The 23367-nt window shown below is 42.2% G+C and carries 19 protein-coding genes; 6 read left to right on the forward strand and 13 right to left on the reverse strand.

The features are described 5' to 3' along the window. The first annotated feature begins 331 nt into the window (after positions 1–331). From ACFX4L_RS00960 to ACFX4L_RS00970, 3 genes are all read left to right on the forward strand, one after another. Positions 332–1402 carry a processed acidic surface protein gene (locus ACFX4L_RS00960; RefSeq protein ID WP_377403600.1) on the forward strand — a complete coding sequence of 357 codons (1071 nt, stop codon included), beginning with the start codon at positions 332–334 and terminating at the stop codon, positions 1400–1402. A gap of 1 nt (position 1403) precedes the next feature. Continuing rightward, positions 1404–2063, forward strand: coding sequence for a class D sortase (locus tag ACFX4L_RS00965; protein WP_176431804.1), 660 nt, complete (start codon positions 1404–1406; stop codon positions 2061–2063). A 71-nt stretch (positions 2064–2134) separates the two neighbouring features. Then, positions 2135–2278, forward strand: a complete 144-nt coding sequence (locus tag ACFX4L_RS00970; RefSeq protein WP_155727474.1) for a YwzD family small protein — start codon at positions 2135–2137, stop codon at positions 2276–2278. A 33-nt stretch (positions 2279–2311) separates the two neighbouring features. On the opposite strand, the gene ACFX4L_RS00975 is transcribed toward ACFX4L_RS00970, so the two are convergent. From ACFX4L_RS00975 to ACFX4L_RS01020, 10 genes are all read right to left on the reverse strand, one after another. Further along, positions 2312–2830 (reverse strand): acyltransferase, encoded by a 519-nt coding sequence (locus ACFX4L_RS00975; protein WP_284469268.1) that lies wholly within the window; start codon positions 2828–2830, stop codon positions 2312–2314. Then, positions 2827–3495 (reverse strand): pyrophosphatase PpaX, encoded by a 669-nt coding sequence (gene ppaX, locus ACFX4L_RS00980; RefSeq protein WP_089361952.1) that lies wholly within the window; start codon positions 3493–3495, stop codon positions 2827–2829. The genes ACFX4L_RS00975 and ppaX overlap by 4 nt, the downstream gene beginning before the upstream one ends. Further along, positions 3485–4429 (reverse strand): nucleoside recognition domain-containing protein, encoded by a 945-nt coding sequence (locus ACFX4L_RS00985; RefSeq protein WP_377380844.1) that lies wholly within the window; start codon positions 4427–4429, stop codon positions 3485–3487. The genes ppaX and ACFX4L_RS00985 overlap by 11 nt, the downstream gene beginning before the upstream one ends. A gap of 27 nt (positions 4430–4456) precedes the next feature. After that, positions 4457–5269 (reverse strand): prolipoprotein diacylglyceryl transferase, encoded by an 813-nt coding sequence (lgt, locus tag ACFX4L_RS00990; protein ID WP_377403603.1) that lies wholly within the window; start codon positions 5267–5269, stop codon positions 4457–4459. Between the two features lie 27 nt (positions 5270–5296). Then, the gene (gene hprK, locus ACFX4L_RS00995) at positions 5297–6232 is read right to left on the reverse strand and encodes an HPr(Ser) kinase/phosphatase (RefSeq protein WP_061465574.1); all 936 of its coding nucleotides are present in this window, start codon (positions 6230–6232) and stop codon (positions 5297–5299) included. A gap of 559 nt (positions 6233–6791) precedes the next feature. Then, the gene (locus ACFX4L_RS01000; RefSeq protein ID WP_377403606.1) at positions 6792–7898 is read right to left on the reverse strand and encodes a DUF4097 family beta strand repeat-containing protein; all 1107 of its coding nucleotides are present in this window, start codon (positions 7896–7898) and stop codon (positions 6792–6794) included. A 225-nt stretch (positions 7899–8123) separates the two neighbouring features. Next, complete coding sequence (uvrA, locus tag ACFX4L_RS01005) at positions 8124–11003, reverse strand: excinuclease ABC subunit UvrA (RefSeq protein ID WP_061465575.1); 2880 nt, start codon at positions 11001–11003, stop codon at positions 8124–8126. A gap of 6 nt (positions 11004–11009) precedes the next feature. Continuing rightward, positions 11010–12995 carry an excinuclease ABC subunit UvrB gene (gene uvrB, locus ACFX4L_RS01010; protein ID WP_377380857.1) on the reverse strand — a complete coding sequence of 662 codons (1986 nt, stop codon included), beginning with the start codon at positions 12993–12995 and terminating at the stop codon, positions 11010–11012. Between the two features lie 219 nt (positions 12996–13214). Continuing rightward, on the reverse strand, positions 13215–13445 hold the full coding sequence (locus tag ACFX4L_RS01015; RefSeq protein WP_061465576.1) for a CsbA family protein: 231 nt from the start codon (positions 13443–13445) through the stop codon (positions 13215–13217). A 195-nt stretch (positions 13446–13640) separates the two neighbouring features. Continuing rightward, positions 13641–15218, reverse strand: a complete 1578-nt coding sequence (locus tag ACFX4L_RS01020) for a catalase (RefSeq protein ID WP_284469264.1) — start codon at positions 15216–15218, stop codon at positions 13641–13643. Positions 15219–15682: 464 nt separating this feature from the next. On the opposite strand from ACFX4L_RS01020, the gene ACFX4L_RS01025 reads away from it, so the two are divergent. Both ACFX4L_RS01025 and ACFX4L_RS01030 read left to right on the forward strand, forming a co-directional pair. Beyond that, positions 15683–17878: an MMPL family transporter gene (locus ACFX4L_RS01025; protein WP_377381062.1), complete on the forward strand. Its 2196-nt coding sequence runs from the start codon at positions 15683–15685 to the stop codon at positions 17876–17878. Positions 17879–18066: 188 nt separating this feature from the next. Then, positions 18067–18600, forward strand: a complete 534-nt coding sequence (locus ACFX4L_RS01030; RefSeq protein ID WP_284469263.1) for a YceI family protein — start codon at positions 18067–18069, stop codon at positions 18598–18600. Positions 18601–18656: 56 nt separating this feature from the next. Here the strand turns inward: ACFX4L_RS01030 and ACFX4L_RS01035 are convergent, their stop codons facing one another. Both ACFX4L_RS01035 and ACFX4L_RS01040 read right to left on the reverse strand, forming a co-directional pair. Next, positions 18657–19712: a FecCD family ABC transporter permease gene (locus ACFX4L_RS01035; RefSeq protein ID WP_089361957.1), complete on the reverse strand. Its 1056-nt coding sequence runs from the start codon at positions 19710–19712 to the stop codon at positions 18657–18659. Further along, entirely contained in the window at positions 19709–20713 is a 1005-nt protein-coding gene (locus tag ACFX4L_RS01040) for a FecCD family ABC transporter permease (protein ID WP_061465580.1), read from the reverse strand. The genes ACFX4L_RS01035 and ACFX4L_RS01040 overlap by 4 nt, the downstream gene beginning before the upstream one ends. A 190-nt stretch (positions 20714–20903) precedes the next feature. On the opposite strand from ACFX4L_RS01040, the gene ACFX4L_RS01045 reads away from it, so the two are divergent. After that, positions 20904–21893: an ABC transporter substrate-binding protein gene (locus ACFX4L_RS01045; protein ID WP_089361958.1), complete on the forward strand. Its 990-nt coding sequence runs from the start codon at positions 20904–20906 to the stop codon at positions 21891–21893. 100 nt (positions 21894–21993) lie between these two features. Here ACFX4L_RS01045 and ACFX4L_RS01050 read toward each other — a convergent pair whose 3' ends face one another. Further along, positions 21994–23187, reverse strand: a complete 1194-nt coding sequence (locus ACFX4L_RS01050; protein WP_377403609.1) for a PDZ domain-containing protein — start codon at positions 23185–23187, stop codon at positions 21994–21996. Positions 23188–23367: the final 180 nt, after the last annotated feature.

Below are 23367 nucleotides of genomic sequence, written 5' to 3' on the forward strand. Positions count from 1 at the left end.
TAAAATGACATAATCATATAAATACTCACAATAATCTATTAAATCACTTTAGTTCGCTAATATGGTAGCAGAGTGAAGCTACTAATAGTTTACCCCTGCCCCAACCTAACGTCAAGAAAAAGGTGAGTAATCCCATTACTCAAATCCCATGACGGTCTTTGATATTTTTTCATGACCGTTTTTAAGGTCAATTGGAAGGAGCCATACCCTTTTCCCCGGATAAATATTCCTATCTTTAGCCATTCATTGTTATAAATGTATACCTTTTGGTTTAGCTGTTTTATAATATTAGGAGTTTGGTATTATTATAAATTTTTAGGAGGAAATGGAATTGAAGAAATATTTTTCTTTTTTTGTGGCGCTTATCGTACTTTTTTCGCTCGGTTTTAGCGGAACAAAGAGTTTCGCCGCCACTAAGATCGACCAGGATGAGCTAAATGCATACCTTTCTGAAGTCAGAATGACTCAAGAAGAATTGGAAGAGTATTTAGGCTTTTACGACTTATCATTGAATGAATTGGAATCTGTAGAAGAGTTGCGTGATACATTAGGACCGGCCGTCACTCCTAAGACTTTACAGGATCTACTGAAAGAAAATGAAATGACCGAAGCTGAACTTACGGAATTATTAATAGATTACGGTGAATTGGAAGAAGGAGATTCTATCATCGATACCTTCCACTTCATTTACGACATAGAAGATATCATCGATTTGGAAATGGGTTATGATGATGAAGAGACGGAATATGATGATGAAGAGATCCTCGATTTAATGGATGGGCTCTTTTCTGAGATCAATCTTACAGACGAAGAGCTGGATAGATTCATGAACCACCTTTTACCTATCGTCGAGGATCCTTCTTTTGAAGATCGTTTAATGGCAATTTCCGATAGGATGAACCAACTCGATTATTTTGAAACAATTGATGAATTGTCTGCAGAGCAAGTGGCGGAATTGCTTTCTATATATAATGATCTGCAAAACTTGCTGCAAATTCAATTCAAATTCGCCTTAATTCATGATGGCGTCACTACAAACCTATCCCTTGAGGCTTTATTCCAGCTTAAGGAATTGACGAATGCTAGTTTACTAGTTTCCATTTATGATTTAAACGGCAATCTACTGCTCGATTTTAAATTGACAGGTGAAATGATTGGTTCCGATTTAGTGAAAGAAACCGGGAATGACATCAAACAGTCCACTGAGGTCGTTTCGAAAGTGGTTGAAGTAAAAAAAGAAAAGAAGAAGAAACCCGAGAAACACGCAAAACCCGTACATAAAACGGAAAAAGGCGGAGTGCTTCCTAAAACGGCTGGTAATTACCTATTCGGTGCTTTAATCGGTTTAGTGATGATGGGCATTGCTTTCGGATTAATTAGAAAAGCGAGACTTACAAATTAAGATGAGCAAAAATAGGCAATCCAGGCATAAGAGAAAATGGTTACTCATCACGGCTGTTTGCTTTTTAAGCCTTGGTTTTTATTTTACAACGACAAACGCCTATACACTATTAAAAGGCTATGCCATATATAAATGGAATAAATCTGAAACACCCGAGACGACGGAGCTGGTCGAGGCGACGGCTAAGCTCCCAGGACCGAAGACGAAAGCAGATATTCCCGATGGGCCTGAACTATATGATGAACGGCCAAAGACAGGTGATTTGATGGGTGAGCTTTATATTCCAAAAATCGAGGCAACACTCCCAATTTACCATGGAACGGATGAAGATGAACTCGAAAAGGGTGTCGGCCATTATGCAGGGTCTGTCCTCCCCGGTGAAAAGGATAATTCCGTTTTATCCGGGCATCGAGATACCATTTTTAGAGATCTGGGAGAAGTCGGTAAAGGTGACTTGCTGATAGCTAAGACAAAAGCTGGTACGTTTACATATAAAGTGAGGAAGGTTCGTATCGTCGATGCAGATGACCGTACCGTGATCGTTCCCAAGCCTAAAGCAACACTTACAGTAACAACCTGCTATCCTTTTTCATATATTGGTAGTGCACCGGAACGATACGTATTGGTTGCCGATTTATTGAAAACGGAAATAGATAAATGAGATATGGGGGCTGAAGTTGTTCAGCCCTCTCTTCATAAATCTTAAAAAGATTGTAGGTGGACAAGCTGAGTATGGATAAACAAGCGCAGGAAAAGTTTTTTCGAATCTTGAAAGACACTTATGAAACGACAGTGAACAAGGAAAATATATCGATTAATGAAGTCATAGATCATCTAAAGAATGAACTGACTCCGCTATACCCAAAATGCCATTAAAAAGACCTGCCGCATATTTGGGCAAGTCTTTTTTCATAAAGAAGTTTGCTGATCCCTCTCAAGCATTTCCTCTTTCGTATATATGATTTTCATTGGATTTCCCCCGACGAAAGCTCCCTCTGGAACATCCTTATGGACTAGCGTCCCTGCAGAAACAATCGCCCCATTACCAATTGAAAGCCCCGGAAGAATGGTCGAATTGGCTCCAATCAATACCTCATCCCCAATGACAACATCTCCTAAACGATATTCATGAATCAAATATTCATGAGCGAGAATCGTCGTATTATAGCCAATGACTGTATTAATTCCCACGGATATTTTTTCAGGAAACATCACATCCGGCATGACCATCAAAGCAAACGAAGTATGCTTTCCGACTTTCATATGTAAAAAAGTCCTGTAAAGCCAATTCTTCATACTCAGAAAAGGCGTATAACGCGCTAGCTGTATCACCACAAAATTCTTTACGACTTTCCAGAATGGAACAGTCTTATACACATGCCATAGTGAATTTGCCCCTTCAACTGGATAGCGGAACGTGCGTCTCATTTTCTATCCTCCATGAGCTTTTCAACCTCAACGATATTCAATAAATCTGCCATCTGCTCAAGCATATAGTCAGGATGGTAACTTTCCAAAAATTCACGGCCTTTAATGGACCATGAGACCCCTGCCGTTTTTGTCCCTGTGTTTTTCCCGCCCAAAATATCATGATAACTGTCACCAATCATGATCGCTTCCTCAGGAACCGAACCGAGTTGATTTAAAGCTTTTTCCAAAGGCTCTGGGTCCGGCTTTGCTTTTTCAACCTCATCCAGCGTGACCACCACTTCAAAGAACTGATCCAGTTTGCTTAATCTCAGGCCCTTTTCGACGACATCACGTTTCTTTGTCGTAACGACCGCCAATTTATAGCCGCTCTGCTTCAATGTTTGAACGGTTTCGAATACCCCGTCAAATTGTGTGACAAGCAAATCATGGTTCTTCCAATTATGCTCCCGATAGAAAGCGATCATTTCATCCACTCGTTTTGGATCAATGGACGAAAAAGTATCAACCAAAGTCGGGCCGATGAATGTAATGATATCTTCCCGATTGAACTTTCCAGGACAAAAATGATTTAAAGTTTCTGTAAAAGAGGCGATGATCAATTCATTTGTATTGATCAACGTCCCATCAAGATCGAATAATAATGTAGTTATTTTACCGTTCATATACAGCTCCCTTTCTCTGTACTCTGTCAGTCCGATTCCAAATATACGCAACGGCCATCGTTAGAACAATAGCCGTGAGTAAGCGAATAAATAACAACGGCAAGACCGGAATCCCCAGTGGAATGAAAATCAGTGTGTCTTCTACAACTGCATGACAGGCAACTAAAAAGATGAATGCAATCGTCATATCCTTCTTCGAGACATTATCTTCTTTCGCTGCTTGAATCATTACGCCTGCCCCATATGCCAAACCAAGAGTCAAACCTGTCACGAAAGGCATCGAAGCATTCGGCTTCATCCCCAAAACCTTCATAAATGGAGCAAGGGCTTTTGAGAAGGCTTCCAGCCATTTCAAATCTTTCATGATTTGAACCACTACCATTAGCGGAATAACGATGACCGCCAGCTGGGCGATTCCGGAAAGGGCCTGGATAACCCCATGTAAAAGGATTGCACCCGCTCCGGTAATCTCAACAGTCTCCCCGATAGCCACTCCATGGGCCATTTCAGATCCGCCCTGCCAAACAAAATTGATGACGATTGCTGACAACAGCGCGAGCCCGATCCTTACTGTTAATATAATCCACAGCTTGACACCGGTTTTCATCGCCACACCTGACTCGATCAATAAATTATGTGAAAAAGATAGCATCATAGCGATAATGAAAACTTCTTTAACAGTCAAATCAAGCGTTAATATGCCCGCTATCGCTGCATACAAATTCAGGAAGTTCCCTAACACGAGCGGAATGGCCGCTTCCCCTGGAAGACCGATGAGATTCATTAAAGGAGCTATCAAGTTGATGATAAATGGTAATACAGGCGTATATTGAAGCACAGTGACGATCAGAGTAACTGGAAATATGACTTTTCCTAAAGACAAAGTTGTATTCAAGCCAGATAGAAGTCCCTTTTTAACCGAATCCACTATCACTATGCCCTCTCCCTTTACACATATTCCCTATTCATCTAAATATCTTTTGACTGCTTTCCCACTGACCCTTCTATAGACCACTAAAACAATGGCAACAACTACTAACACAATCGAGATCACTTGTGCGATCCGCAGTGATTCCGTCAGCATCAAACTATCCGTCCGCATACCTTCAATGTAAAAACGGCCGATGGAATACCATATCACATAGGTTAAAAATAGTTCACCCCTGCGCAAGTTCACTTTCCGTAAACTTAAGAGGATGATTACACCGACGATATTCCAAATCGATTCGTACAAAAAGGTTGGGTGATAATATGTACCGTTTATGTACATTTGATTAATGATGAAATCAGGCAAATGCATATTTTCCAGGAATGACCTTGATATTTCTCCCCCATGTGCTTCCTGATTCATGAAATTCCCCCAACGGCCAATTGCCTGCCCCAACAATAAGCTCGGTGCAGCAATATCCGCCAGCTTCCAAAATGAGACTTTCTTGACCTTGGCAAAAATTATGGCAGTTAGCACCGCTCCAATCAATGCACCGTGTATGGCGATTCCGCCATTCCATATTTTTATGATATCCCCTGGGTTTTGTGAATAGTACTCCCATTGGAAGATGACATAATATATACGGGCACTAATGATCGCGATTGGGACGGCAAACAAAATCATATCAGTGAATATTTCCTTATCAAGACCTCTTCGCTCAGATTCCCTTAAAGCAATGATAAGACCCAGTAATACACCAAAACCGATGATTAGTCCATACCAATGTACCTGGATAGGGCCTAGATCAATTGCTATTGGATTCAGTGGCTGTATTCCTTGTTCCATTTTGTCCCCTCTTTTCCTATATACCTTTTAAAATTCATCATGTTCCGGATCTGCAATTGCATGATTCAAGCGATCTGAAAACTGTTCTGCAGCATTTACTCCCATTCGTTTCAGGCGGTAATTCATGGCTGCCACTTCAATGATAACAGATAAATTTCGGCCTGGACGTACAGGTACGGTTATTTTCGTCACTTCTGTATCGATGATTTTCATTTTTTCTTCATCTAGACCAACCCGGTCATACTGCTTGTTTTTTTCCCATAGTTCCAGATTGATGACGATTGAGATCTTTTTATTGCTTCGGACTGCACCAGCTCCAAAAAGTGTCATTACATTAATGATTCCCAACCCTCTTATTTCAAGAAGATGTTCGATTAAATCCGGCGCATTACCGACTAGCGTATCCTGGTCTTCCTGTCGGATTTCGACACAATCATCCGCTACGAGACGATGACCCCGTTTCACTAATTCCAAGGCTGTCTCACTTTTACCGACGCCGCTTTTACCGGTGATCAGCACACCTAGCCCATAGATATCCACCAATACACCATGAACAGCAGTAGTTGGTGCCAATCTACTTTCAAGGAAATTGGTCAAACGGCTGTATAAACGTGTTGTCTTCATACTAGACCTCATCACAGGAACGGATTCCCGCTCAGAAGCTTCAATCAACTCTATCGGCACTTCCTGACCACGCGTAATGATGATGCCTGGAGTAAAGTCCCTGCATAACTCTTCCATCCTTTGTATTCGCTCCGGTTCATTCAACCGATTAAAAAAGGACATCTCCGTCATACCTAAAAGCTGTACTCTATCCGCGGGATAGTAATCAAAAAAACCGGCTATTTCAAGTCCTGGACGAGATAGATCACTCGTCACAATTGGTCGGTTAATTCCTTCTTCCCCACTGATAAGTTCTAGGCCAAACGCTTCAACTATATCCTTTGTACGGACTTTTGCCATATATCTTTCCTCCTTTTGGAGCGATGCTATTTCTAGAGATACTTTTACTATTTTAGCATTTTTCTGTTAATAACCAAACAAAGCATTATCGATTTATTGATTTTTTATTCACTTCCTTCGGCTGATGGCAGCGGGAAGGTCCCTGTGAATAGGAAAAAGATGAGCTGAACATACATGAATCCTTACACTCGTTTCATGCCAATATAAGAAAGCCCGCCAGTTTATATCGGCGGGCTCACTTTGTAGACAAAAGTAGTCGGAAAACGTATCTTTCAACAAATGATGTTCCCGAACCAACTCCAAAGCCTTCAACTACTTAGGTATGGTTTCTATCTAAATTCAATAAAAAAGTTGATTGGAGAGGAGCGTGCGGGACTCCTGCAGGAAAAGTGCGTCTAGGGGAGAACCCCGCAGGCGCAAGCCAGGAAAAGCGATTGTCTGGAGCGGAAATCAACATCCAAATTGTACAAGCCATTAAAAAAATGTAGGCAAACTCAATTTTCATCGGATTTGCCTACATTCTGAGCCCGCCAGTTATATCAGCGTGCTTTATTTTTCTTCAGGAAACCGTTATCGCAGCAGTCTTGGTTTCTGCAAAAACATGAAGAACAGGGGCCTCTTCTTTAACCGTTTTAAACTTAAGGACCTTTTGAACGACATCACTTTTCTCTTCGATGATGGTCATTCCTTCCAAGCTTACATTAAAGCTTCCTAAGTTGGATTTTAACTCTCCTTCAATCGCCTTGCCTTGTGGCAGGATCAGCTGGACTTTTCCTGTAACTGACTTAGCATGTATTGAATCGCAATCCATCCCTGAATTTGTACAGACGATTTCCCCATTGAAAGTTTGAACATCCACTTTCTTGAAGTACCCATCGGCATTAATCGCTCCATTCAGGGTCTCAGCTTCTAAGTAATTAAAGTTGGTATCTGAAATGGTGATCATTCCATTACCCGTTTCAAGCTCACACGAATCACCTGTACCCTGCATGATATGAATGGCACCATTCGCTGTTTTTGCTTTAAGGTTCTCTGATTTCAATGACTCTGTCGTGATTGCACCATTGAACATCCTTACATGAATGTCATCATATTCCTTCCTTGGAATGTACATGATCGTATCGACCTTTATGGATTTTTCACGAACCTTGAACTTCATCTTTCCATCCTCGATCGAAAAATCGACTTCCTCCAAAAAGTTTTTCCTAGCTTCTTCCATATCCTCCACCCGGTATACCTTAGCTTGGCATTCAACCCGGACATCATTCTGATTCCATGTAGCGATTCTTATTTTCCCATTTGCTATATCTACATCAACTTCATTTAGAAAATCATAATCATGCTGAAAAATATGACTGACCTCCACAGATTTCCCGAAATTGAAATCAAGGTCTGTTTCTTTGATTTTCTTAAAAGCAGTTTCAACGAAATCAATAATCTTTTCTTTCGATGACTGGATGTTCTTCTTAAACGTATCATGAGCGCTTCCTTCGCTTTGCTTATCCACGACAACCGTCGATAATTCATTTTGTAATTTCTGCTCTTTTGCTTCACTTTCCTGACTAGCTTTTTCTAACTCTTCTAAAAGGCCCATAGCTTCTTCCGCTGATAGCTTGCCATCTTGAATCATTTCTAAAATTTTCTTTCTTTCCTCCTGCATGAACATTCCTCGCTTTCTCCTATCATTTTATTTATACATACGCCCAGATATCTAAAAAGTTTCATAAATACCATTTTTCCCATCATTCGACAAAGGAAAATGACAATTTCCGAAAAGGGAAATGTACGATTTCCCCGGAAATATCATGTTTACCTATTGTTTAATCAAATGATTGATTAAATGCACATTGTCATTTTTCTACAAAAAAAACAAGCCGGCCGGCTTGTTCTTTTAAGCATGTTCATGCTCTTGTTCTTTTTCTTCAATCCAATTTTCCATGCGAATTTGATCACGAGTCAGTACTGGTTTTAAGTATTTCCCCGTATATGATTCGGACACTTCACATATTTTTTCAGGTGTACCATAAGTGACGATCGTTCCGCCCTTGTCTCCGCCTTCCGGACCTAGGTCAATAATATGGTCCGCCGTCTTGATGACATCCAGATTATGCTCAATCACCAAAACTGTATCCCCATTGTCAACCAGCCGCTGCAAGACCTCAAGCAACCTCGCTATATCGTGGACATGAAGTCCTGTAGTTGGTTCATCCAAGATATAAAAGGAGCGCCCAGTGGAACGGCGATGCAATTCAGAAGCAAGTTTCACCCTTTGCGCTTCCCCCCCTGATAAAGTGGTCGCAGGCTGTCCAAGCTTGATATAACCCAAGCCAACGTCAAAAATCGTTTGTAGCTTACGTTTGATTTTCGGGATATTTTCAAAGAAACTAACGCCTTCCTCAACTGTCATATCGAGAATGTCAGAGATGTTTTTCCCTTTATATTTCACTTCAAGCGTTTCCCTGTTATAACGTTTCCCATGACAGATTTCACATGGGACATAGACATCAGGGAGAAAATGCATTTCAATCTTGATAATGCCATCACCACGGCAGGCTTCACAGCGGCCGCCCTTCACATTGAAACTGAACCGTCCTTTTTTATAACCGCGGATCTTCGCTTCATTAGTCGAGGCAAAAACGTCACGAACATCATCAAATACACCTGTATAGGTAGCTGGATTTGATCTTGGCGTTCTACCGATCGGTGATTGGTCAATATCAATGACTTTGTCTAAATGCTCAATGCCCTTGATCTCACGGAAATCTCCTGGTCTAGCTTTGGCCCGATTCAGCTTTTGAGCCAAAGACTTATGGAGGATCTCATTCACCAATGTACTTTTCCCTGATCCCGAGACTCCTGTAACGGCTGTAAAGACTCCAAGAGGGAATTTTACATTAACGTTTTTCAAATTATTTTCCTTGGCACCCTTTATTTCAATGACACGACCATCATTCTTCCGGCGTTCCAATGGCAAAGGAATGAATTTCTTCCCTGCTAAATATTGGCCCGTTAACGATTTAGGATTATTCATGACCTCTTCCGGAGTCCCAGCGGCCACTATTTCTCCCCCATGGGCTCCTGCTCCAGGACCAACATCGATCAAATAATCCGCTGCAAGCATCGTATCTTCATCGTGCTCAACAACAATCAGGGTGTTCCCGATTTCACGCATATTCTTTAACGTTTCAATTAATCGATCATTATCCCTCTGATGAAGCCCTATTGAAGGTTCATCTAAGATGTACAGGACTCCTGTCAATCGGGAACCGATTTGCGTCGCCAATCGTATACGTTGCGCTTCGCCGCCTGATAATGTTCCTGCCGCCCTGCTCAACGTCAGATATTCCAAACCTACATTGGCTAGAAAACCGAGCCGCTCATGAATTTCACGTAAAATCAATCTCGCAATTGCAGCTTCCTTTTCAGTCAGATCAAGCTTATCGAAAAATACTAACGCATCTTCCACTGATAAAGCTGTTGTTTCACTTATATGGGCCCCTTGTATGAGCACAGAAAGACTCTCTTTTTTCAATCGGTGACCCTTACAGGTTGGACAGTGGTGTTCTGACATATATTTCTGCATTTGCTCACGAATAAAGTCTGAACTCGTCTCCTTGAAGCGCCTTTCAATGTTTCTTAAAACTCCTTCAAAAGGAATATATCCTTCTTGCACTCTTCCAAAATCATTTTTATAACGGAAATAAATCTTATCTTTACCTGAACCAAGCAAGACCTTCTCCAATTTATCTTCCGGTAAATCTTTAACGGGCATATCCATATCTATCGCATAATGGTTGGCTACCGCTTCAAGAAGCTGAGGATAATATTGAGAACTCGTCGGCTCCCATGGCGCAATAGCATGCTGACGGAGGCTTAATTCCTTATTCGGGATGACCAGATCACGGTCCACCTCAAGCCTCGCCCCCAAACCATCACAATCCGGGCAGGCTCCAAAAGGGCTATTGAAGGAGAACATCCTCGGCTCTAACTCTTCAATCGAAAATCCGCAGTATGGACAAGCATGATGTTCACTGAACAGCAGCTCTTCTTCACCCATAACGTCAATGATGACCTTGCCTTCGCCAAGCTTCAAAGCACTTTCCAGTGAATCTGCCAGCCGCGCCATGACACCCTCTTTAATGACGATCCGGTCTATTATGACTTCAATCGAATGTTTTTTATTTTTTTCGAGAGTGATCTCATCACTAAGATCATGCATTTCCCCGTTCACACGAACTCGGACATATCCTTGTTTCTTAACTTCCTCCAAAACCTTTGCATGTGTCCCTTTTCTGCCTGAGACAAGCGGTGCCAATACCTGGAGCTTGGTTCGCTCAGGGTAATCAAGGATGCGGTCCACCATTTGCTCAATCGTTTGTGAGGTGATTTCAATATTATGGATCGGACAGGTCGGCCTGCCCACCCGTGCATATAACAGCCTTAAATAATCATAGATTTCCGTAACAGTCCCCACGGTTGAACGAGGATTTCGACTGGTCGTTTTCTGGTCTATGGAAATGGCTGGTGACAAACCTTCAATCGCATCGACATCCGGTTTATCCACTTGGCCCAAAAATTGACGCGCATAAGCGGACAATGATTCCACATAACGCCTTTGCCCTTCTGCATAAATCGTGTCAAAGGCCAAGGAAGACTTTCCAGATCCGGATAATCCGGTTAGCACAACAAGTTTGTCTCTCGGTATCGTGATATCAATATTCTTTAAATTGTTGGCCCTGGCGCCTTTTATCACAATTTTATCCATTGCCATGTTTCGTCACCCTTCCGCTTTTAACTCTAGTAATAAATCACGTAGCTCGGCAGCTCGCTCGAAGTCCAGTGCCTTAGCAGCTTCCTTCATTTCTTTTTCCATGCTTGCCATCACTTTAACACGCTCTTTTTTAGGGAGCTTCGCGAGGCTTGGTGCAAGATCTTCTTTATACGCTTCTCCTTCTTCGGCTACATGTGTGGCCCTGATGGAGTCTCGGATATCCTTTTGAATGGTTTGAGGCATTATTCCATGCTCTTTATTATAATTTTCCTGTATTTCACGGCGCCGCCTCGTTTCATTGATGGCAAGTTCCATCGAATTCGTGATGCGGTCTGCATACATGATAACGTGGCCGTTTGCATTACGGGCTGCACGGCCCATCGTTTGAATAAGCGAACGTTCCGAGCGAAGGAACCCTTCTTTATCGGCATCCAGAATGGTCACTAATGACACTTCCGGAATATCCAGGCCTTCCCTTAATAGATTGATTCCGACAAGTACATCATATTTGCCCATTCGCAGTTCCCGGATGATTTCTATCCTGTCTAAGGTCTTCACTTCCGAATGGAGGTATTGGACCTTGATGCCAATTTCCTTTAAATAATCAGTTAAATCTTCAGACATCTTTTTCGTTAAGGTCGTAATGAGGACACGTTCGTTCTTTTTGACCCGCTCCTGTATTTCACCGATCAAGTCATCTATCTGTCCTTCAATTGGCCGCACTTCAATCGTTGGATCCAGCAATCCGGTTGGACGGATGATCTGCTGAACCATTTCTGGCGTATGTTCGAGTTCATATGGTCCCGGAGTTGCCGAAACGAATATGGATTGATGGACCTTTTTTTCGAATTCTTCAAATCTTAGAGGGCGGTTATCTTTTGCAGACGGCAGACGGAAGCCATGATCGACAAGCACTTGCTTTCGTGCCTGATCTCCATTGAACATGCCCCGGATTTGCGAAAGGGTAACGTGTGATTCATCCACGACCAATAGGAAGTCCTCTGGAAAGTAATCCATTAAAGTGTAAGGTGTCGCACCTGATGGGCGAAGCGTTAGATGGCGGGAATAGTTCTCTATCCCTGAACAAAAGCCCATTTCCCGCATCATTTCCAAATCATAACGGGTCCGCTGCTCCAAGCGCTGTGCTTCAAGAAGTTTTTCATCTTCCCTTAATTCCTTTAATCTCTCTTCCAGTTCCATGTCGATATTCTGAATGGCTATCCTCATTTTCTCTTCTCGGGTCACGAAATGGGAAGCTGGGAAAATAGCGATATGTTCGCGTTCACCTGTGATTTCACCAGTCAGGGCATCGACTTCACGGATACGGTCTATCTCATCTCCGAAAAACTCGACCCGTACACAATGTTCATCGCGTGATGCCGGGAAAATTTCAACCACGTCACCGCGAACGCGGAAAGTTCCCCGTTGAAAAGCGATATCATTCCGCTCATATTGAATATCCACGAGCCTGTGGAGCAAGGCATTTCGGTCTATTTCCATGCCTGTACGGAGAGAAACAACCATCTCCCTGTACTCTTCCGGAGAACCCAGCCCATATATGCACGAAACACTGGCAATGATGATGACATCTTTCCTTTCGAACAATGACGAGGTTGCCGAGTGACGCAGTTTATCGATTTCATCATTGATGCTTGCATCTTTTTCGATGAATGTATCAGTGGAGGGAACATAAGCTTCTGGCTGGTAGTAATCATAATAGCTGACGAAGTATTCAACGGCATTATTAGGGAAAAACTCTTTGAACTCACTGTAAAGCTGCCCTGCCAACGTTTTATTGTGGGCAATGACAAGTGTCGGTTTATTGATTTGTTGAATAACATTCGAAACGGTAAACGTTTTCCCTGTCCCCGTTGCCCCCAATAATGTCTGCATTTCCTTTCCCTCTTTAATGCCTTTGACAAGCATTTCAATTGCTGCAGGTTGATCTCCTTGAGGAGAGTATTTTGAGACTAACTCAAACTTATCCTTCACCAAGCATAGCCTCCTATTGAAATATTTTTATATGAAAACGGGACATGAGCATATCCCTTCTATTTATTCCGGTTTAAGAAAGTATATATACTCATTCTACCACAATAGCCTCAAAACAAACCAGCAATAAGCGAACATCCATTCTACTTTTTGGTTTTATGGACTCATGGTTTGTTGAGGGAAATGGAAAGTTTTTAGAAAAAAAAAGCACCTTTGATGTCAGGCGCTCTTGGATGTTCGTTTCATCATTCTTTTTGATAACCAAAATCCCACTGTAAGGGATAAGGCATCAACGATGATCAATAAGTTTGTATGCGTATAACCTTTATATGCAGAAGCTGTAATCAAGGCAACAGTTAAAACAAGGCCCACGACATTGTTATAGGTGACTCTTGAAAATAGCATGACAAGTAGACAAGGAAAGAAAAGGGCAGAAAGAATTTTAATCATTTTTTCATCTCCTTTATAAGAGAAAAATAGAGTAGTTTCAGTTTAAATGATTATGAAGTTTTTTGCCAATTAATTTCCCACTAGTTTTTCAAAAGCATCCTTAGAAGATCGTTCCACCCACCCATCCATCAATTATGCCCATAAAAAAAAGAGGCAAACCCCTTTTAAAGGGATGTTTGCTTCTTTTCAGACCAATCAATATGGATCGGCTTCATGTCCTTTTCTAACTGCGGCCTCCGGGTTATCCGTTCCACCCAGAGGTTTTGAAGATTGCGTATGTTCAGAAGCCGAGGCTAATCCCTCTTTCAATCTGCGGCCATACTCTTCATCAGCCTCTTCAGCGAGGGCAATCATTTTTACCTGAATGCGCTTGTCGGCAGGAGCCAATGCCGACACTAAATTGGAGATTAAATCATCTTTTTCCCAATCTTCGAATTCACGGAATGTTTCACCGGCCTGCTTCGTATTGCTTTGGCGATCGATTGTCTCACGGACAAGTTTCCCTTCTACCATAGGTGTATACTCCTTGCCCGTCTGTTCAGCTTCTTTCAAACCGCCAACTGTTGATGGTTCGTAGTTGATGTGGGGGCTTTGGTTCCCCCTGCCAACTTCATATTGCATCTGTCCGCCAGTCTGATTCGTAGCTGTCCGTTTCTTTGGAGCATTAATCGGCAATTGCAGGTAATTCGCGCCAACACGGTGACGCTGTGTATCGGAATAAGAAAAAGTACGTCCCTGTAACATCTTGTCATCCGAGAAGTCCAATCCATCCACTAGGACACCCGTGCCGAATGCAGCCTGTTCCACTTCAGTGAAATAGTCTTCCGGATTCTTATCCAATACCATCGTACCGACATGCAGCCATGGGAATTCATCTTTCGGCCAGATCTTTGTATCGTCCAGCGGGTCAAAATCCAATTCAGGATGATCGTCATCACTCATGATCTGTACGTTTAGATCCCATTCCGGGTAGTCCCCACGTTCGATCGCTTCATATAAATCCTGTGTGGCATGATTGAAATTCGTAGCTTGTATTTCATTAGCCTCTTTCTGTGTCAGGTTCTTGATCCCTTGTTTCGGTTCCCAGTGATACTTGACAAGTACGGCTTTGCCTTCCTCATTCACCCATTTATAAGTATTGACCCCTGACCCTTGCATCATGCGGTAATTGGCAGGAATGCCCCAAGGGGAAAAAACAAACGTAATCATATGAAATGTTTCTGGGGAGCTGGAGCAAAAATCGAAAATCCTTCTTCCGTCCTGGATATTCGTAACCGGATCCGGTTTGAATGCATGGATCAGATCAGGGAATTTCATGGCATCTCGGATAAAGAATATCTTCAGATTATTCCCTACAAGATCCCAGTTCCCATCTTCCGTATAAAATTTTACGGCAAACCCCCTGGGATCACGTAGCGTTTCCGGTGACGTCCCTCCATGAATAACAGATGAAAATCTCACGAATACCGGTGTTTTTTTACCTTTTTCCTGAAAAACCTTCGCTCTCGTATATTTTGAAATCGGCTCTTCCCCTGCTTTACCAGTCGGAACAAAATAACCATGTGCACCTGCACCACGGGCATGCACGACACGTTCAGGAATCCGCTCCCTATCGAAGTGGCTGATCTTTTCCAGGAAATCGTAGTTCTCAAGTGTACTTGGACCTCTGTTCCCTACAGTTCTAAGACTCTGGTTATTCGTTACGGGGTGCCCTTGCCTGTTCGTTAATGTTTCTTGCGCTTCATCATTGGTTTTTTTGGATTTATCAGACAAAAAAATTCCCTCCTTTGTTAATAAAAGCCAACATACTATACTTTCCCCTATTCCCTTTATTTCACTCTTCAATCTTCAAATTTAATAGAAATCAGATAAATAATTGCTTTTCTCCTATATGTGAATAAGTATATTTTCACTCCATTAATAACGCCGCTTCATAAAATCGAAAAAACATATAAGGAATCGAGGTACAAAAACGCGTAATTTGCAGGATATTAGAGCTAATAAACAACTGCCATTTTAGTTGGATCAGGATTCATTCCCAATCCTACGGAAGAAAAACTGTTAGCACCCAGTAACTATCAAGAAACGCTGCAAACGGGATTCATGATGGATTGAAGCTTAGGGAGCATACCCATTTTTGTATAAGCTAGCAAAACACAAATATAATGAAGTAAGGATAAAAAACAAAAAGCGGGGTGCCTTCATTGGACGAATCAATATTAGGAAGACTTGGCAGGATGATGACTGGAAAAACCAGTCGTTGGATTGTCATTGCTGTATGGATAATTACAGCAATTCTATTAACCTTCACATTGCCTGCAGTAAATGATCGAACAGCGAATAATGCCGCTGACTTGCCTGCAGACTCTGCTTCTGTCGTGGCTGATGAACTTATTAACGAAGAGTTTCCGAATTCTTCAGGATTACCGGCCCTGCTGACATGGCATCGGGAAGGCGGACTGACAGCAGCCGACTTGGCCGAAATCCAGTACATCTCCAAAGAACTTACAGATAACCCACTTACACAGCAATCTTTTTTACCACCGCTTCATGACATCCCATTGCCTGCTCTGCAAGAATCAGTTTCAGAGGATGGAACGACTTTCGTACAGCCGCTTTTCTTTAAGGAAAAGACCGGGACTGCCATTCTGGAAAAAAATCTTGGAACCATTAATGAAATAGTATCGGAACGCATTGGATTGGACCCATTCAAGGTCCCGACGGATTCAGATGAATTATCCCTTCGAGTGACGGGCCCTGTAGGGATATCCGTCGATGCAACGGGATTATTTTCAGGTGCTGATTTCCAATTGCTTTTAGCGACTGTAATACTTGTACTTGTTGTCTTATTGCTCATTTACCGTTCCCCGCTTTTAGCCATCATCCCGCTAATCGGAGTAGGCTTCGCGTATCTTGTCACAAGTCCGATCCTTGGATTCATGGCAGACCATGGTTGGATTACAGTCGATTCACAGGCCATTTCAATCATGACCGTATTATTATTCGGTGCAGGAACGGATTATTGTCTATTTTTAATCTCTCACTACAGAAGTGAATTAAGGACTCATGAAAGTAAACGGGATGCCATGATCGCGGCATTCAAAGATTCATCAGGCGCCATTGCGATGAGCGGCCTTACGATCGTCATTTCCCTACTAACATTGCTTGTAGCCAAATACGGAGCCTATCACCGTTTTGCTGTACCATTCAGCTTGTCCATTTTAATCATGATGGTAGCGGCTTTAACACTTGTACCGGCATTGCTTTCTGTATTCGGTAGGGCTTCCTTCTTCCCAATCGTTCCTCGCACACCAGAAATGGAAGAAGCACGTGCTAAGAAAAAGGGAAAAGCCGTCAAAAAATTTAAAGGATCAGGCCGAATCGGTAATTGGATTGGTAATATCGTCACAACCAAACCATGGACCGTCATTCTTACATGCCTGCTCATCTTCAGTGTTTTAGCTGGATATTCTTCGCAAATAAAATATTCATATGATATTCTCTCTTCTTTCCCTAAAGATATGAACTCCCGGGAAGGCTATACTGTCATATCCAACTCTTACTCACCAGGCGAACTGGCACCAGCCACAGTGGTTGTCGATACGGATGGTAAGGATATCGATTTGTCGGATGCATTAAAAGGGATGAGCATCGTTGAAAGTGTTGCTGATCCAGTTACAAGTAAATCAAATAAAAATCTGCAATCCTATGGAGTCACATTCAACATAAACCCATATGATATTGAGGCCATTGATTCAATTCCAGAAATCCGCAACATGGCGGAGAAAGAATTGAAGGCGGCCAATGTCTCTTCAGTTGATGAAAAAGTTTGGGTTGGCGGGCAAACTGCGACACAATTTGATAAAAGGGATACCGTAAAAGCCGATGAATTCATGATCATCCCGATTATCATCGTCCTGATTTCCTTGCTCCTTTTAGCCTACTTGCGATCTATGACAGCCATGGTGTATTTAATGGGAACAGTCATACTCTCATTCTTTGCGGCTATGGGCTTAGGCTGGATAATCTTGCACTATTTCATGGGTGTGGATGCCATAGAGGGGACAATTCCACTTTATTCATTCGTATTCCTGGTCGCACTTGGAGAAGATTATAACATTTTCATGGTTTCAAGCATTTGGCGCAAGAAAAAAACGAGGCCAATCAAGCAGTCCATAAGAGAAGGCGTTACAGAAACTAGCGGTGTGATCACTTCCGCCGGAATAATCTTGGCAGCCACTTTTTCCGTTCTTGCCACACTTCCCATTCAAGTATTGGTTCAATTCGGGCTCATTACCGCCCTGGGTGTGTTAATGGACACATTCATCGTACGCCCTTTCCTGGTTCCTGCGATAACCTCCCTACTTGACCGACGTGCCTTTTGGCCGAGTAAAGTGACTAATCAACAAGTGAAACAACATGACAATTTATAAAGAAAGGTAATCACACCTCTTCTTAAAAAACCCTGTGCCCCTTAAATGCACAGGGTTTTTACACGTTTTCTAAATAAAGGAAAACTTTCAGTTGACACTATTACTTTCACCTCTTATAATTACATTAAGTTCAAGTATCTCAAATTAAAGATATATAAGTTCAAGATTAATATTCAGGAGGAATAACCATGACCAATACAAAATGGACAGTCGACCCGACTCACAGTTCTATTGAATTTTCTGTAAAACATATGATGATCGCTAAAGTAAAAGGAAGTTTTAGCAAATTCGACGCAATCATTTCAGCAAATCCATCGGATCTAACAACTGCGGATATCGAGTTTACCGTTGATGTGGCCAGTATTGACACACGCAATGCAGATCGGGATAATCACTTGCGTTCTGCTGACTTTTTTGATGTAGAAAAAAATCCTACATTATCATTCAAATCAACAAAAATAGTAAACACGGATGATGATGAATACGATGTAACAGGTAATGTAACCCTTAACGGAATCACACAAGAAGAAACTTTCGCCATCACCTTCGAAGGCCAAGGAAAAGATCCATGGGGTAATGAAAAAGCAGGCTTTAGCGGAAAAGGGAAAATTAAACGCAGTGATTATGGTTTAACCTATAACGCAGCATTAGAAACAGGCGGCGTACTAATCGGGGATCAAATCACTCTAACCATCGAAATCGAAGCAGCTAAAGAAGCTTAATGAAATAAAGAAGCAGCCATCCCTAGGATGACTGCTTCTTTCTACATTTACCGGATTTACGAATTCCTCGTTTTATACAGTAAATAAATGAAGTATGGAGCCCCGATGCTCGCTGTAAAGACACCAGCCGGTATTTCCAAAGGTGAGAATAAGGTCCGTCCAACCAAATCCGCCACCATAACCAGGATGCCACCTAGCAAAGCTGAAGTCGGCAATAACACTCCAAAACTCGAACCAACCAGCCTTCTAGCCATGTGGGGTGCCATTAATCCCACAAAGCCTATTCCTCCAGCAAAAGCTGTAGAACCACCAATCAATGCTGTACTGATCATCAATAATGTAAATCGCTGTTTTTGGACATGCCCCCCAAGCCCCGTTGCAAGGTCATCGCCTAGCTCCTGTAAATTAATATTTCTAGCATACAGAAAGGCAAGTAAAAGGAATAGAATCGTCCACGGAGCAAGCACAGCAATATTACTCCAGCTGGAGTTTGACACTGATCCCGTGATCCAAAGGTTTGCCTGGCTCGCTAGAAAGACTGGGCCAAGAATCATCATCATTGTTGTGAGTGCCTTCATTAAAGCCATCACCCCAATCCCGATCAACACAAGCCTTATCGGGGGAACTCCATTTTTCCAGGCTAATGAATAAACAAGTAAAGCTACGACTGTCGCCCCAATGAATGCAGCTAACGGCAGCCAATTGATGCTCACCGTTAAGGAATGATTCTTGTCGCTAAAAATGGCCATGAAGCCAACGACCGCTACAGTCGCTCCTCCTGTTATCCCCAAGATATCAGGGGAGGCAAGTGGATTTCGAATCATCCCTTGCAGGATTCCTCCAGCTACTGCAAGACCCATCCCTACCAAGAGAGCAACGATTATTCTAGGCAGCCGGAAAGATTGGATGATAAGCCGATCGCCCTCAGTCCCCCCTCCGATAAAGACCTGGAGGACACTCAAAGGATGTATATTCATTTCACCCACTCCAGTACTGATCACAAATACTAATGAAGTGACTAAAAATAATATAAAGATCACGATCATGGCTTTTTTATCCATTAAGAATGATATTTTTTCATTAAAAAAACGAAAGCTCTTAAACGATTTCATCGACCGCTGAACCCCTTTCTAGCTATATAAATAAAGAATGGGGTTCCGATTATGGCTGTCATGACTCCAACCGGAACTTCTCGAGGCATCAGGATATACCTGGATATGATATCTGCTGTGATCAAAAGCACCGCTCCGAAAAGTCCAGAGAACGGAATCAACCAGCGATGATCAATGCCTACTATTGAACGGGTAAGATGCGGAACGACAATTCCTATAAAACCAATCGGGCCTGCAACCGCCACTGATCCTCCAGCGAGCAGAATGATTGCCAGTCCCAGAACAATTTTAAGGAAAACTATATTCAGTCCAAGACCTTTTGCAACATCTTCACCCATGGATAACACATTCATTTTACCGGAGACGACCAAGGCAATGCCCCAGCCAACAGTAAGATAAGGCAGGACGGCTATTAAATTGTCTAAACTTCTTCCGGAAACTGATCCAGCAAGCCAGAATAGGACTTGCTCTAAAAGGGCCTCGTTGGAAACGAGAAGACCTTGTGTCAGTGAAGATACCATGGCAGTCATGGCTGCACCGGCCAATGTCAGCTTCATCGGTGTCAAGCCGCCCCGTCCCATGCTTCCAATCATATATATGCTTATCGCGGCTATGGCTGCCCCTATAAAAGACAACCAAGTGAATACTTGAAGATTGCTTATCCCAAAAACGGTGACCCCAGTGACAACCGCCAATCCCGCGCCTGCGTTGACCCCGAATATATCTGGAGATGCGAGGGGATTTTTAGTCAGCGTTTGCATCAAAACCCCCGAGATGGCTAAACTTGCACCAATTGCCGATGCGATCAGGGCCCGTGGAAGTCTGACTGATTGAATGACAATGTGTTCATTCGTCCCATTGAAATGGGTAAAAGCATCAATGGCCATTTGCCATGTTGTATTTGTATATCCGTATACAATGCTTGAGCATAGTAAAAACAGCAGCAAAAGAATGGTAATGAATAGCCCCATCCATTTCTGCCATGAATTTTTTAATAACATAACCAGTTACCTTTCCAATCACGTTTGTAAATCCTTATTTTATTCAATTGTACTGGCGTTAACAGGATTATGTCAATGATTTTGAGAATCATTTTCAATTATATATTGACAGAAAAGTATATTCATTTTATGATGATGCTGGTAAGTGCGAATGATTATCATTTGCTTTAAAATTGGGAGGGATACATAGATGTTTAGATTAAAGTCATTTTTAACGATTTTTACAATATTTGCAGTCTTCCTTTTAGCAGCTTGCGGGAATTCGAAGGATCAAGCCGAAGGAAATAAAGCTGAAGACAAGAAAAAAGACACAAGCTACACAATAGAGCATGCCATGGGCACTACCGAATTGAAAAAAACGCCTAAAAGAGTGGTCGTTCTAACAAATGAAGGCACTGAAGCATTACTTGCTTTAGGAATCAAACCTGTTGGTGCCGTTAAATCATGGCTTGGTGACCCTTGGTACGACCATATTAAAGATGATATGGATGGGGTCGAAGTTGTTGGTGTTGAACATGAAGTTAACTTAGAGAAAATCGCATCACTGAAGCCTGACTTGATTATCGGAAGCAAGATACGCCAAGAAGCTGTTTATGATAAGTTAAATGCAATCGCCCCTACCGTTTTTTCTGAAACGCTAAGAGGAGATTGGAAAGAAAACTTTAAACTATATGCGAAAGCCTTGAACCTTGAAGAAAAAGGAAACGACGTAATTGCTAAATTCGATAAACGCACAGAAGACCTTAAAGCTAAATTGGGTGATAAGGTAAATCAAAAAGTTTCCATTGTTCGTTTCATGGCTGGAACAACTCGTATTTATTATACAGATTCATTCTCTGGAGTGATTTTCGATCAATTAGGATTTAAACGTCCAGAACAACAGAAGGAACTGTTCACTCCAAATAATAAATTAGGCAACCTTGCCATCGAGGTTGGGAAAGAAGCCATCCCTAAAATGGATGGAGATATTCTCTTTTACTTCACCTACGCTCCTGAAGGCGACAAACAAGCACTAAGCTCTGCAAAAGAGTGGACTAATGATCCACTTTGGAAAAACCTTGATGCAGTCAAAAAAGGAAATGCTTATGAGGTTAGTGACGCAACATGGAATACGGCCGGCGGAGTAATTGCAGCTAATAAAATGCTGGATGATATAGAAAAAATCATGCTTAAAAAGTAAGAATACAAGATCGCAATCCTACTTAAAACGGCCTTTCTCGATATAAGATTCGAGAAAGGCCGTTTTACTTTTTTACATTCATGCGCTCCGCTTTAATGACTTACCCCGCTTGTCCACTTTCCTTTAATTGATCGTCAACGAACAAGATGCCCAATTCGTAATGCTCCCCGTCAAATAAGGCTCTTTGCACAAAACGAATCTGTTCATTATTATCGATGACCTCAAGCTTGCAATGCGCCCGGTTTATTTGGAGCGCCCTGTATAACTCTTCTTCTTCCCTGACGACGACACCATTTATTTTCGAAATGACCTCCCCTTTAAGCAACCCCATCTTATCTGCCGGAGATTGAGGGATTATGCCTAAGATCTGGACACCAAGCTTACTTTTTGAAAAATAAAAAGGGAGCTTTTCATCCATTGCCTTTTGGGAATAATTCAGGAATTCTCGACCCAGGATTGCTAAAATGGCCGTAATGATTGCCAATGGCGGGTACCAGTAACCAACTGCCGCTAATAGCGTAATCACAAATCCCAATGCTCCTATCTTTTTGCCTTGCGCCCTAATGGCCTGTTCCGGGAGCGTCCCATGAACTTTTTGCTTGAAGCCGATTAAAATGGGAAGCACGATTGGCGACAGATTCATGTCCCCGATTGAAAAAACCGGATACCATTCAAAAGGCGCTGGAAGCTGTCCTCCTGGAATCATAACGAACATTGGAATTAGCCAGATTCGCTGTGAAACATACACACCTATCGGCTGCCCCCTCTTGGATACCTCCAACTGTGGGGATACCTTTTTACTTCCATTGCCTACAATCAAAAACCCTTCAGCAATCAGCAATAACCCTATCAAAATAACAAGTGTCGGATATACGGACCGATCCAGCTGATTAAATGCATCCTGAAATACCGGCAGCTTGATATCTCTATCATATAAAAAGAAAAGGATAAAGAAAGTGAGTCCCACTGTATAAACGGGGGAAACGAGCCTCCTTTTCATGGATAACATAGACAAGATCGTAACCCCTGCCATGATGAACAGCGCCGCCAAGGGAATAGTGAGTCCCAAAGCCAACGTGAGGACAGAAAGGATTAATCCCCATATCAACCCTTGAGGTAACATGGAACGCAGCTCCATGGAAATACTGTAGATCTTCGTATTAAAATCATGGCGTTCCCGTTTAACGCGAAGATAGCCGATGAATAAACAATATGCAATCGAAACATAAAGCAAAGGATGAAGGAAGAGTTTTCCTAATCCCATTAAGCATGCTATCAGCCAATCCGTTGTCAATTTCTATCCACCATCCTCAAAAGTAATCAAAATTTTGTTGAATTTCGTTCTGGTCATATACCTCCTATTCTATCAAAAATGTAACCTCCCTGCCTATTAAGATGCAGAAAAAGTAGCTTTATCTTTTGTTTCCCCTACACTGCCTTCATGTTTCCAGACGGAAGCTTGATCAAGCGCAAA

Source organism: Peribacillus sp. YIM B13482, from assembly GCF_042787975.1.
Classification (GTDB): Bacteria; Bacillota; Bacilli; order Bacillales; family DSM-1321; genus Peribacillus; species Peribacillus simplex_A.

Bases quoted from the DNA above. Each gene is read 5' to 3' on its own strand.
- ACFX4L_RS00965 (WP_176431804.1), top strand. From the start codon at position 1,404: ATGAGCAAAAATAGGCAATCCAGGCATAAGAGAAAATGGTTACTCATC.
- ACFX4L_RS00970 (WP_155727474.1), top strand. From the start codon at position 2,135: ATGGATAAACAAGCGCAGGAAAAGTTTTTTCGAATCTTGAAAGACACT.
- ACFX4L_RS00975 (WP_284469268.1), bottom strand. From the start codon at position 2,830: ATGAGACGCACGTTCCGCTATCCAGTTGAAGGGGCAAATTCACTATGG.
- ppaX (WP_089361952.1), bottom strand. From the start codon at position 3,495: ATGAACGGTAAAATAACTACATTATTATTCGATCTTGATGGGACGTTG.
- lgt (WP_377403603.1), bottom strand. From the start codon at position 5,269: ATGGAACAAGGAATACAGCCACTGAATCCAATAGCAATTGATCTAGGC.
- hprK (WP_061465574.1), bottom strand. From the start codon at position 6,232: ATGGCAAAAGTCCGTACAAAGGATATAGTTGAAGCGTTTGGCCTAGAA.
- ACFX4L_RS01000 (WP_377403606.1), bottom strand. From the start codon at position 7,898: ATGTTCATGCAGGAGGAAAGAAAGAAAATTTTAGAAATGATTCAAGAT.
- uvrA (WP_061465575.1), bottom strand. From the start codon at position 11,003: ATGGCAATGGATAAAATTGTGATAAAAGGCGCCAGGGCCAACAATTTA.
- ACFX4L_RS01015 (WP_061465576.1), bottom strand. From the start codon at position 13,445: ATGATTAAAATTCTTTCTGCCCTTTTCTTTCCTTGTCTACTTGTCATG.
- ACFX4L_RS01025 (WP_377381062.1), top strand. From the start codon at position 15,683: ATGATGACTGGAAAAACCAGTCGTTGGATTGTCATTGCTGTATGGATA.
- ACFX4L_RS01030 (WP_284469263.1), top strand. From the start codon at position 18,067: ATGACCAATACAAAATGGACAGTCGACCCGACTCACAGTTCTATTGAA.
- ACFX4L_RS01035 (WP_089361957.1), bottom strand. From the start codon at position 19,712: ATGAAATCGTTTAAGAGCTTTCGTTTTTTTAATGAAAAAATATCATTC.
- ACFX4L_RS01040 (WP_061465580.1), bottom strand. From the start codon at position 20,713: ATGTTATTAAAAAATTCATGGCAGAAATGGATGGGGCTATTCATTACC.
- ACFX4L_RS01045 (WP_089361958.1), top strand. From the start codon at position 20,904: ATGTTTAGATTAAAGTCATTTTTAACGATTTTTACAATATTTGCAGTC.